This is a genomic window from Neotamlana nanhaiensis (assembly GCF_000943555.1).
Classification (GTDB): Bacteria; Bacteroidota; Bacteroidia; order Flavobacteriales; family Flavobacteriaceae; genus Neotamlana; species Neotamlana nanhaiensis.
Window position 1 is genome coordinate 132388 of the sequence record NZ_JTDV01000001.1, and the last position, 13360, is coordinate 145747.

The following is a 13360-nucleotide window of genomic DNA, read 5'->3' on the forward strand; positions in this document are numbered from 1 at the left end:
TTACAAAACATAATTAACCAAAAATAAACATAATTAATCAAAAATAAATGAAATAAAACGAAAATTTGAAAAAGTACTTTGGTTAAGTATTAGTTTCGTTTTCTCCAAAAATTGGCAAGTACAGAACCTGAAATATTCATCCACGGACTAAAAACAGCCGCTGCCAATCCTAAAGTAGCCAGTTTTCCCATCGCTCCTGCTAATCCAGATGCCATTCCTCCGTTTTGTAAACCGACTTCAAAAGCAATAGTCTGACTTTGTTTTTTACTCAAACCTCCTATCCTACTGATGGCATACCCAAAAACATAACCTGCCGAATTGTGAAGAATAGCCGCTAAAAATAATAACAAGCCAATTTCGAGTAGGTTTTCGCTTCCTGCTGCGGTAGTGACTAACGTGAAATACACAATACCAAACATGGAAAATAACGGCATGTAACTATCAATTTTACAAAAGGATTTATAAACCATATGATATAAAACCCCAACAACAAAAGCAGCACATAAAAAGTTTATAATAATGATTACGTTAGGCATCGTTTTACCAAAAATGGTTTCCGATAAAAACAGAACCAGTAACAACCAAAGTCCGCAAATCATAGAAATTTTAAAGATAAATGCACGTGTTTTAGAATTATAGATTTTCAAAGCATCATGAATCATGGCGGCAATAAGTGGCACCAAAACTATTTTTACAATATTCATCATCATGGTGAGGAAATCAATTTCAATAAAGGTTCCTGCAAATACCTTCATTAAAAATGTTGTCATAATGGGTGCTGTTAAAGTTGAAATCGCTGTAACCGTAACCGATAGCACCAAATCGCCTTTAGCAATATAAGTCATAACATTGGAAGCTAAACCACTACTACACGAGCCAATAAGCACAATTCCTGCTGCAATTTCGGGTTCAAATTGAAACGCTTTTGCTATTAAAAATCCGATTACAGGCATAATAGTAAACTGGCATAATAATCCAACTAAAACACCTCTACCTGATTTTTTTATGCCTATAAAATCCTTAATACTCATTTGGGTGCCCATACCAAACATAACCAATTGTACGATGATTAAAATGAGCCATTTATTTCGCAAATCGATACCACCTACATTTAAAATTTCTTTAGGATAGATTAATCCTGAAACTACCGCCGTAACAATCCAAAACGTGTATTGATAATTAGCTAATGCTTTTACCGAACCTATACCTATTGCAAAGGAAATTAACCCACAAACCACACATAATTTACTAAACCAATAGGTTTCAATACCGAATGAAATGGCAGAAACTAAAAGAAATAGAAAAGCTATGTAAAGAAAATATTTACGCATGGTGTGGTGGTTTTTGTTTAGTTGGATTGAAATCCGTCAGTTTTATATCTCTGACGGATTTTATGTTTCGAATTATTCTAAAAATAATCTTCAGCCAATTTTTTCATGGCAATAGCAGGACTTGCAAGAATGGGTACTACTTTTTCTTCGGCAGTTAAACCATCTACAACACGAGACATTGATGCCTGAGCTAATACAATCACATCAACTTCTTTCATTAGTCCTTTTAAAGCAGATGCTACCATGGCATCGTGTTTTGCGCCATCACCGCTCATTAACGCTTCAAATGCGCCATCGCATAATTTTGAAGTAATTTCAACCTGCTTTCCTGCTACTTCTGCGCGACGTTTTACTAAATCGGTTGTAGGTTCTAAAGTAGTTGGCAATGTTGCAATCACACCTATTTTATTACTTGTTTTAACCGCTTCATCTGCCATAGCTTGATCTACGCGAATTACAGGCACTGTGCTTAAAGTTGCGCCAGTTTCTATAGCCACACCAATAGACGAGCAGGTCACCAAAATAACATCGGCACCAGCGTGTTCTGCGGCTTGAATGTGTTTAACCACACGAGCTGCGGTGTTTGCTTTTAATTCACCTTTTTTAATAACATCTTTAATTAAACTATCGTCTACAATGTTGAAGGTGTCTACGTTTTTTAAATAATCGTTTGTGAGTTGCTGAAACAAAGGCACCAATGTTGCCGAGGTATGTACAAATCCTAATTTTTTCGCTTTCATTTTATGAGTGTATTTCTTTTTAGTTTTTAATTAATTTTTTCTCCTTTTAGAACTTTTAAAAAATAATCTGGCGTTCCTACTTGTCCGCCTTTAAAATTAAGTTCTAAATTATTCACCAAAGCATCATCAGAAATGGCCTTACATAATGGCGCTCCTGGAGCCAAAGGTGCAATCATTTCTAGTGCTGAAATATGTAATTCTGAAGCAGCGTAACTCGATGTATCGCCACCTGCAAATAGAATACGTTTTAAATCGACTTGTTTTAGAACCTGTTTAGCAATTTCTCCCAACACAAAGCCGTAAGTAGAACTACAGGCATTTTGAATGGCTTCTTGAGCAATGCCTTGTGATTTGAAAATTTGTTCCGATTCTAAAATACGAGGATCGTTCGAGCCTTTGCTAGTATGCAAAACAACACTTTTACCTTGTTTCAAATAGCTTACTATTTCTGAAACCACAGAAGCAATAATTTCTTTTTGTTTAGAAGAATTCACTGCTTCGCTTGGTAATGCTATCTCCTCAAAACCGTTTTTTACAGCATATTCAATTTGTTTTTGAGTTACTGGCGAGCAACTTCCAGACAATACCAAAATAGGTCCGTTTTCGCCATAATGAGCACTCATTTCTTTAGCTGAAACGATACCTTTTGAAGCCCAATCTAAACCTAATGCCATAGCAATGCCTGACGAACCTACCGAAAATAAGGTTTGTTTTTCGGCATAGGTATTAAAAACGCTTCCTATGGTTTGCAAATGCGATGTATTTAAGCCATCAAAAAATAGAATTTCGGCTGAATTATTTTCAACTTCGCTTAGCACTTTTTCTACACCAGATTCCATTTTTGTAACATCAATTAAGTTTATAGATTTTTTGGTTTGTTTTGCCAAATGAGTTCTTAAATCACCATCCAAAGCTGGTGTTACGGGATGTTTACTCATAGACGGGTGTTGATCGATTCTGTATATATCGCCATCGCCTGCTGTTCCCATTTTCGCAAAAAGATTTCCGAAAGCACAATAGCGACCTAAATGCGGTGCCGATGGCGAAACAAAAACAGTTTGCTGATTAAATACCGAACTTCCAACCGCAATGGCAGTACCTATATTGCCAACATGTGGAGCCGAATCGAATGTAGAACAGACTTTATAATGCACGTGTTTAGGTGTAAAATTTTTTAATATTTTAAATGCAGGGTCAAGCTCTTCTTCCATAGCTTTGGGAGCCATCGAACGGCTTTTTCCCGCAATTCCAATGGCTTGAATATCTGGAAATTGCTCAACATCGGCTTTTGTTGGTTGTTTTAAAAACAAAATGGTTTTTAATCCCGCTAAGGTTAAAAACTCCAAAGCATCGGTGGAGCCTGTAAAGTCATCACCGTAAAAACCTAATAATATGTTGTTTTGCCCCGTCATTTACTTTTTAAATTTCTTTACCGAAGCTGCAAACTCCTCATGTTTTGCTGCTGTTTCTTCTAAAGTTAAACCTTCTACGGCGCCTTTCCAAGCTTGCTGTAATGCCGTTACGCCTGCTTTTGGACCTAACGGATGCGCTAAAATACCGCCTCCTGCCATGTAGAGTAAATCTGTTGTTTGTGTGCGTCTGTAGGTTTCAAATGCTTGTCCGCCCCATTGCCCCGATGAAACCACAGGACAAATTTCATCGTTTCCAAACATTGGTTTTAAACAGGATTTTATTGAGGTTACTACAGAATCGTCCGATTCCCAAAATTTATTTTGAATGCCATTTACATGCAACTGATCTACACCTGCTAAGCGTTGTAATTTTTGATACGCTGGAAATTCAATTCCTAATAACGGATGCCTATTCATCATGCCCCAACCGTTTCTGTGGCCATGAATTACCAGTTCACCTCTGTCGCACAATTTTTTTGTTGCTGCTAAACCAACACTGTTTACGCTAATCATAGCGCAACTTCCTCCTTCCGTAACAATGGTATCGTAGTGTTTTTGCATTTGGTCTATTTCATCGGAAATATTGAAGGCATACATTACCTTTTTACCTGTTTTTTGTTCGTTATCCCGAATGATCTCCATAATGCCTTTTACACGTTCTTCAAATGGTGAATTTGCTGCAGACCCCATTAATTCATCATCTTTTATAAAATCAATACCTGCTTCAATTAACGATTTCACCAAATTTGCGGTTTCTGAAACCGACATACCTATACTTGGTTTTATGATGGTACCAATCATGGGTCTGTCTCCTACACCACACGATTGTTTTGAACCTTTGATACCGAATTTTGGTCCCGAAAAATGATTTTTAAACGAATCTGGCACTTCTAAATCCATCAGCTTTAAACCTGTAAACTGACTGATTTCATACAAATTACCTTGAAGCGTGCTTACCAAAACAGGTAAATTATACCCGAAGTTTTCAATAGACCAACTCACCTTTACTTTAGCACGTTGGTATTTTTTTCCTGGTATGGAATTTCCTGGAATTGAAGGATTATCAGCTATATCAAGTAGTTGTAAATCTTCAACACGTGCAGCAAACCGTTGTTTTAACTCCTCAGTTTCACCCGGAACAGAAACAAAAGTTCCTGAAGATTGCTCACCAGCTAAAACGGCTGCGGCATGTTCTACATCATAAGGTGTTTCGATATAATATTCAGCAAAAACTCTTTCCATCTTTCTAATTAATTTGACGTATTTATGGTAATGCTTTTAGAAGTCAACCCGTTGGAAATTGCTGTTAATTCAATGTTTTCAAGTTTTCCGTTCGATTGAATGATTACCAAACACTTTCCGTTATAAGCTTTTCTGTAATTGGCTTTGAAAGGCTCTAAACTGGCTTGATAACCGTTGTCAACACCAACAATTTTTCCACCGCCAGAAACTTCAAATTCAATTAAATTATCGGCATTTGGCACTAAATTATTACCTTCATCTAACACATTAACGGCCACATAAACCAAATCATAATAATCGTTTTTAATGGTTGTTTTGTGTGGTTCTAATTCCAATTTAGTAGCCTCAAAAGCGGTGTGTATTTCCTTTTCTAAAACGGTCGTTCCATTTTTTCTGGACACTGCTTTTAGTGTTCCTGCTTCAAAAGGCACTTGCCACATCACGTGTAAATCGTCATTTTCTTTTGATTTTTTCCCTAAAGATGTTCCGTTTAAAAACAATTCAACTTCATCAGCATTGTTGTAATACGCCCAAACATCCACGGTTTGTCCCGCTTCCCAGTTCCAATGCGGAAAAATATGTAAAACATCTTTTTTACTCCATTCACTTTGGTACATGTAATACACATCCTTTGGGAAGCCTGCTAAATCAACAATTCCGAAGTAAGAACTACGCGCAGGATACGGATACGGAATAGGTTCGCCAATGTAATCGAAACCCGTCCAAATAAACGTTCCCGCTATGTAATCTCGGGCTTTTACCGCTTTCCAACTTTCCTCGTGTGTAGCACCCCAATAAGCCGAAACTTGATCGTAAGCCGAAACCGTTAAATCGTCGTTGCCATCAAAAGGTTGGTTATGCGCTGGTGGCCATCGTTTTATTTCAGTTGATGGCAAATCGTAATGTCCTCGGGTTTCTAATGCCGAAACACTTTCGGAAGCAATAATTTTCTGTCCTTTAAAATTTTTAGGAAAACTGTCGTAATCGGCGTGTTTGTAATTAAATCCTAATAAATCCAACGCTTCAGACTGATAAATAAAGTTTTTTTCTGGAACATTTTCGGTCAATGCGCAAGTTACCGGTCTAGTTTTATCTAAACTTTTCACAATGTTTACCAACTTTTTAGTTATGGAAACGCCTGTACTGTCAAACTGTTCGCGAATTTCGTTACCAATGCTCCACATCATTACCGACGGGAAATTTCTATCGCGTTTTACAAAATCTTTTAAATCTTGCTCATGCCATTCGTCCCAATACAAATTATAATCGGCTTTTACTTTTTTCTTTTTCCAAACATCAAAAGCTTCAACTTGCACAATAAAACCCATGTCGTCACACAGTTCTAAAAGCTCTAACGACGACGGATTATGAGATACACGAATGGCATTTACACCCATATCTTTCATAATTTGAAGTTTGCGTTTTATAGCCTCGTAATTGGCAACCGCACCTAAAGCACCATTATCGTGATGCAAGCAAACCCCACGCATTTTAGTCGGTTTACCGTTTAATGAAAAGCCTTTTTCAGCATCAAAATTGAAAAATCGAAAACCTAAAGGTGTTTCATAATCATCAACCAAGTGGTCGTTTTCAAAAACTTTGGTTACTATTTTATATAAATATGGATTTTCGGTATCCCACAAATTAGGGTTTAAAACTTCAAAATTTTGATTGTTGACTGCTAATGAGTTTTTAGCAATTTCACCTTCAGAAGTAACCGAAGCCACTTCTAAATTTTCAGCATTTAAAATTGTACTAACTAATTTGAATTGCTTTTTGATTTCAGAATCATTCTGAAGCGTAACCTCTAGATTTACAGTTCCTTTTTCTGTTGAAATTTCAGGCGTGGTAACATACGTGCCCCAGTGTGCAACATGTAATTTTTCGGTGGTAACTAAACGCACATTTCGGTAAATTCCAGAACCCGAATACCAACGCGAATTGGGCTGTTCAGAATTATCAACTTTTACAGCAATAACATTGGTTGCATTACCAAAATTTAAGTGGTCGCTTAAATCATAGGCAAACGAAATATAACCGTTTGGGCGAATGCCTAAATAATGGCCATTTATCCAAACTTCGCTTTTACGATAGACGCCATCGAATTCAATAGAAATGATCTTGTTTTTGTTGGTTTCTGAAAGTTTAAACGTTTTTCTGTACCAAGCAACACCTGTCGGTAAAGCGCCGCCTTCTGGTTTTGCAGGATGTTCTTCGCTAAAATCGCCTTCAATACTCCAATCGTGAGGCAAGTTTAAAGTTCTCCAATCGTCACTTTTAAAAGTTGAATCGACCGCCTTCGGAAAATCACCTAATTGAAATTGCCAATTGAAGTTAAAATCTTCAACTATTCTTGCCCGTTTTTCATCTTGTTTACAGGAAAAACACAAGATTAAAAAACTACTTAATATCAACAACCATTGTTTCATGTTCTTTCTACTTTTTATTTTATTGAAATTCGAAAGATTCAATTCGTAACCCTTTCATGTTATTAGATTCTAATGTTATTTTATACGTTCCGGCATTAATAAATCCGCCAGAAGTGGTATTTAAAACCTTCCATTTATCATTTCTAATCGGAAATTCTATATCATCATTTCGCAATAAAATTCCGTTGGCATCTTCAATTTTTAAGCGCACTTTTACAGGATGATTATTCATATTCATGAAACGATAACGCATCAAATAAATATTGGCAACTCCAGGATTTACGGTAAACGTGATGCTATTTTGCGCGTTTTCGGTAAACTCGACGTAATCACTTTTCTTAAAAAAGGCTTTGGTAACACCTGTTCCAGAGGTTTGTGCATTTTCGGCTTCTAATTTTAGCACCGGTCTATCATCATGTTCTTCCATATTGTATTCTGGAACAACAGCAATGGTTGAAGGGTTTTCTCCTTTTTTAAAAGCAAACGAAACAACCTCGCCTTGTTTTGCTTGTTTTTTGTAAACATTGAATTGTTGCCCTAACGAATTTTGAACTGTATCAGACGTTTTTTCGAAAGCATTTAACCAAGTTGATTTTGGATTTTCAGCGGTTTCAAACACATAAACAGTTGCATTTTCTTTTGAAGTAAATTGTCCTGAAATTGGTTTATTGATGTTCTTTGAAAACTTGATATAATCTGCTCCAAAAACTTCGGAAGGCAGACTCGCAAAGCTAACTTCTGAATTTAAAAATTGCTTGTCGGTTATATTTAACCATGAGGCAATTTCTGCGGAACTATTTACGGAAAGATTGATAATATTTTTTGATGAAGGTTTTGCCGGCGTAATCTCTTTGTCTTTAGTTGAAATGGCAATTGCCGAAATAACCGCTTGACCTGATGCTACTTTTGGAAAATGAATCACAATTTTTCCATGTTCACTTTTCACTTGATACGTTTTCTTAAGTGCAGCATCATGACCAACTTCGCTCCAAATATCTACGTTTTTTTCAACTATTTTTCCATTAATGGCAATATCAAAAAGGCGCCAAGATTCACAGTTCATATTTTCGTCAGTACCATACCATGGTTCTATAAAAAATAACTCCACTTGATAATCACCTTCTGGTGCTGGAAACTCATATTTTAATTGATTCGCGCCGTATCGAAAATCTTGAAATAGCTTCCAGTCTTTGGTGTTTTTTATAGGATCGTAAGTTTGTCTTTTGCTGGCATAAAAAGCTGGAAGGTTTTCAAAACTATCTGTCCATGACAAAGAACCCCAAGTAGCTTCAGATGTTTTATGCACATCAGCTAACCATAAATTTCCGTTTGTATCTTCATAATCAGAGCCGCCACAATTAACACGATACAAGTAATTAGATTCGGTTTCTGGCTCTAAAATGGTATTTGTTTCGGTTTCTAGTTTTTCAAAATGTGGCGCTTTTGGCAACTGGTTTAACACGATATAATCTTTTGCAACAGGTTTGCCATCAACATATCCAACGGCGTACAACACATTGAAATTAATCGGTACGTTATTCCATTGAAAATGTTTCCCTAATCCTGGGTTTTTAAGTTTTCCTAACGATATATTTTCAACATCATTAAACAACTCCACTTCATCGCAATTTGAGTATACATCGATACCATTTTTAACCCCAACATCATTCCAACGTGTTGGCCACGAATGAGACACGATATAGACCATCGGTTCCGTTTTATTTGAAACATAATTGGCACGATACATATAAAATGCATCGGTTGGTTCGCCCCAAATAGTAAAAATACCTTTGTAATTTACTGGGCCTACTTTATCGATATCACGATAACCTTCACCATTTTGCGAACGCCCTGGATTTTCGTGTGAATACAATAACCAATGGTATTGCCCAACAATACTATCGCGCACCGATTCTGCTTCTCGCACCTTAATTTCCATAAGTTGTGCAAAACGGTTTTCGCTGTAAATGCCTTTTTGGTTGAATTCACCTTCGGTGTGCAAATCTGCCGAACGCCATGCCCCATATTCGCCGTTTAACAACTGTTCAGTCATTTCTTCACCGTAATTATAAGGATCGCCACCGTAAGTTCCTGACCAGTTTTGTATCACGTTCCAATCGGTGCCTTCGCCACCATTACAAGTGGTAACAAGGCGTTGTTGCGCCGATGTTGGATCGAGTTCGCGTATAATTTGCGTGCATTCTTCAGCGAAAACTTTAGGAATGGTACTTTCATTTTGCAAGCCCCACATCACCACCGACGGATTATTACGACGCTCTTTTATCCATTCCTTTAAAAGGGTTTTAAAGTTTTCTTTAAACTCAGGCGTGTCGTACCAAATATGTGCCGAAAACTGACTCCAAAACAAAATACCTTCTGCATCTAAATGTTCTTGATATCGCAAATTATGTGGTTGGTGCCCTTCACGAAAGGCATTATAACCCGCAGCTTTTACTTGCGATATTCGGCTTTGAACTTCCTCGGATGAAAAAGAATGACTTTTACCAATACTGTGTTCGTACTCGCAGGTACCGTTTATAAAAAACGGTTCGCCGTTTATGTAAAATCGATTATCCTCACCTTCTCTATTAATTGGCCAACTTACCCAACGCATGCCATAAGGTGTGGTTTGCGCATCGATCAACTCACCATTTTCATAAACTTTTGTAGATAGTTGATACAAATACGGGTTTTTAGGCGACCATAAATTCGGGGTTTTAATTTCGGGTAGGGTTTGCTTGATGGTTTTTAGATCTGAAAAGTTTTCAAGTTTCGTTTCAACTGAAGTAACTTCAGCGCCTTCTGCGTCTAGTAAACTATTTTCAATCGTGATGGTTTTTGCTGAATTACTGTAGTTCTTAAGCTCCGTAGTAATATTTACTGTTGCGTTTTTTTTGCTGATATTTTCATTCCAAATATGAACGCCAAAAGGTTCGATTCTAACACTATTCGTTACAATTAAAGATACCGGTCTAAAAATGCCCATAGGTTGCGAACCTTCGGAAAAGCCCCATTCGCCTGAGCAACCGCCACAAACCCAAGGTAGATCAGCTATAAACGCTGGATGTTCTGCTTTTACCAAAATGGTGTTTTCAGCTTCAAAATTTAGTGCTTCAGAAATATTAATAGTAAAAGTTGTTCGTCCACCTTTATGCGTGCCAACTTTTTTTCCATTTACCCAAACCGTGGCATAACTTCCTACGCCTTCAAAAAACAAAAAGTGTTGTTTATCAGCATTCTTTTTATCAACCTCAACTATTTTTTTATACCAAGCTATACCGTGTAAGTTGCCATGTTTCATGCGGCGATAACCGTAATATTGATCCCAGTTATGTGGTACAGAAACGGTTTCCCAATTTAAATTAGCAGGTATATTTTTAACAAAAGTAGATTCTGATTGACTTAAACTATCCAAATGGATGGTTTGCCAGTTCGCATTTAGTGAAAACTCCTTTCTTGGTTCAAATACCCTATTTTTTCCTTGACAAGCAGATAAAACAACTATAAAAAAACAGATGCAGATTTGAATAATTATTTTAGTTGTTTTTGTCATAATTAAATTAAACACTATTTTAATTTTAAACTATATATATGTATATATTTAGATTTTTACTTTTCACATAAAATGATCTCATTCTACTTTTACTATTTTCCCCAAGCCAAAGTACATTTCCCTATGGCATAAAAAGTTTTTTTATCATCATTTACCATAGATGTGTAAACCACTGTAAAAGTGCCATCATCTTCTTCAATAGCACATAATGGTGTACGCATGGCGTGGTCGCCTTCTTTACCCCAGAGGTTCTTGTCTGATTGAATTTTAATCCTAATTTCCGGACTCCAATTAATGCCATCATCAGATAAACTATAGGATATTTCGTGATTGCCAAAAGAGTCAAAAACGGCTAAATATCCACCTGCCTTTAATTCTGTTACCTGAGGATTTTCAATAAACTCTTCTGCAATTGGCAATGGGTTAATACCTTCGGGCAATCTTTCCCATGGTCCTTCTAATTTTGATGCTTTTGCAAGACCAACTGGCCATGGTCCTTTAGGAATATAATTATGTCCATCATAGAATGCATACCATTTATCACCAACTTTATAAGGGTTAAAAGTAGCGACTGCCTGTTGGCCTTCCCATGACTGGGAATTCTCGTCAGGTTGTAATACGATACCCATATCGGCATAAGGTCCTGAAATACCATCAATGCCTTTAAAAACTGATTTTGCGCGCCATATTCTTCCCTGATAATCGCTTCTTGCATATTCTCCATTTTCACTATCCCCTCCTCGATAAGCTACATAAAAAATATTCCATGCATCTTCCATTTCATTAAACTCAACACCAGTTATCCAAACTTCAGATCTGGGGTTTGATGGCGACCTCCCTGGAATACTTTCCTTTATCGTTGAATGTCGTTTCCAATTAACAGCATCTTCGCTAATCCAATAAGATATCCTTAAATCCCTATGAGGGCGAAAGAACATTTCGTTTACAAACATGTGATAAATACCATTGACCTTTACCACTTGTCCTGTCTCAAAACCAGCTTGATTATTTGTGCCCAAAACATCTTTATGATTATTCCCTATAACTGGCCCAATATAATCTGACAACAAAACTAACTTTTTACCCTTTTCTTTAATTTCTTTTTGTGAAAACGCAGTATACAACGGAAGAAAGAAACATAAAGAAGCTAGAACGAATCGATATAATAAAAACTGTTTGCTCTTGTGAAACATTGCTTTTTATTTAAGATTTATTTTAAAAACTTGCGCAATATCCGAAGGTAGTCTTACTCTATCTGGTACAACTATTGTTAAACCTTCTGTTGTATGCTTAAAAGAACAAGATTCAATTTTCTTTAAGCCAAACAGTTCTATTGATTTTACTTTGCGCCCAAGCTTAGTTGTTGAAAGTTCTTTTAGCTTAAAAGAAAATGATGGCGCCTTTGTTACTCCTCCTGGCCATTTTGAAGTTATAGCAAACACGGCATCTTTATTTTTTGTAAAGGTCACCTTTAAATCTTCTTCAATGGTTTCAAATGGTACATAATATGGTCTGGTTTCATAAATGGCCTCACCAAAGGTCCATAACCAACGTCCTACTTCGTAAACTATCAATTTCTGTGCTTCTGGGAATGTTCCATCTGCCATAGGCGATAAATTTAAAAGCATTTGTCCATTACAACTTACAATTTCAATTAATTTATTAATAATATCATGAGCAGATCTTAGTTGCATGCCATGGGTATATCCCCATGAGAACGAATATCCTGTGCCAATAGAGTAATCACATAAAAAAGGGATTTTAGATATTTTACTTGGATTACTATTTTCATGATCCAGCATACCGCCTCCTTTTATATCATCTCCTTTATAAGTAACAATAACTTCTCTGTTAGTTTTCTGGGCATCGTTAAAATAGTATGCGAGATATTCTTTTAAATACTGCTGATTGACCCTTTCTAGCCAAGCATCATGGTAAAGTATATCTGGTTGGTATTTATCTATAACCTCAATACATTTATCCTTCCACATTTTCTGCCAGTCATTTTCGTTCATGGTACTTCCATAAAGTTTTTGATACTTGGAATCATAGCCTGCCCATGAAGGGTTCATTTTAAAATTTGTATAATTAAGCTCATGATGAAGAGACACAAAATACTTTATTCCTTGCTTACGAATGGATTCTCCAAGAGCCCCAACAATATCGCGTTTAGGCCCCATATCTTTAGCATTAAAAGGTGTTAAATCACTATCCCACATGGCAAATCCATCATGATGTTCCCCAACCAATCCAGCAAACCTTGCTCCACCTTTAATGAATAGTTCTGCCCATGCATCAGGATCGAATTTTTCGCCTTTAAAGTCTGGTATAAAATGGTGATAGTCAAATTCACTAAGCGGTCCATAAACTGCCACATGCCTTTTGTGTGTTCCTAATTTAGAGTAACTCGAGGTATCACGCATGGCCTTTATATAATGTTCATTATTATAGGCTGGCACTGCATATATTCCCCAATGACAATAAATTCCAAATTTGGCGTCACGCATCCAATCTGGTACACTTTTGTGTTTTGAAAGCGACTCCCAATTAGACTCATATTTTTGTTGCGCATGGAACTGAATTCCTATAAGCAAAAGACATATAAATACTATTTTATTTATTCCCATATTCTCAATATATAAATTAAATAATT

8 protein-coding genes are annotated in these 13360 nt (G+C 36.5%); all 8 read right to left on the minus strand.

Going from position 1 to position 13360, the window contains the following annotated elements; translation table 11 throughout:
- Positions 1-89: 89 nt before the first annotated feature.
- Entirely contained in the window at positions 90-1331 is a 1242-nt protein-coding gene (locus tag PK35_RS00555; RefSeq protein ID WP_044624725.1) for a bile acid:sodium symporter family protein, read from the minus strand.
- A gap of 77 nt (positions 1332-1408) precedes the next feature.
- A complete protein-coding gene (locus tag PK35_RS00560; protein WP_044624726.1) occupies positions 1409-2071 on the minus strand; it encodes an aspartate/glutamate racemase family protein in 663 nt (220 codons plus the stop codon).
- A gap of 26 nt (positions 2072-2097) precedes the next feature.
- Entirely contained in the window at positions 2098-3483 is a 1386-nt protein-coding gene (locus PK35_RS00565) for a four-carbon acid sugar kinase family protein (protein ID WP_044624727.1), read from the minus strand.
- Positions 3484-4725 (minus strand): ribulose-bisphosphate carboxylase large subunit family protein, encoded by a 1242-nt coding sequence (locus PK35_RS00570; RefSeq protein WP_044624728.1) that lies wholly within the window; start codon positions 4723-4725, stop codon positions 3484-3486.
- A gap of 8 nt (positions 4726-4733) precedes the next feature.
- Positions 4734-7154 carry a glycoside hydrolase family 2 TIM barrel-domain containing protein gene (locus tag PK35_RS00575; protein ID WP_044624729.1) on the minus strand — a complete coding sequence of 807 codons (2421 nt, stop codon included), beginning with the start codon at positions 7152-7154 and terminating at the stop codon, positions 4734-4736.
- Between the two features lie 19 nt (positions 7155-7173).
- Complete coding sequence (locus tag PK35_RS00580; protein WP_082048481.1) at positions 7174-10707, minus strand: malectin domain-containing carbohydrate-binding protein; 3534 nt, start codon at positions 10705-10707, stop codon at positions 7174-7176.
- Positions 10708-10799: 92 nt separating this feature from the next.
- Positions 10800-11774 carry a glycoside hydrolase family protein gene (locus PK35_RS00585; RefSeq protein WP_202903797.1) on the minus strand — a complete coding sequence of 325 codons (975 nt, stop codon included), beginning with the start codon at positions 11772-11774 and terminating at the stop codon, positions 10800-10802.
- Between the two features lie 132 nt (positions 11775-11906).
- Positions 11907-13334 carry an alpha-L-fucosidase gene (locus tag PK35_RS00590; RefSeq protein WP_052825725.1) on the minus strand — a complete coding sequence of 476 codons (1428 nt, stop codon included), beginning with the start codon at positions 13332-13334 and terminating at the stop codon, positions 11907-11909.
- Positions 13335-13360: the final 26 nt, after the last annotated feature.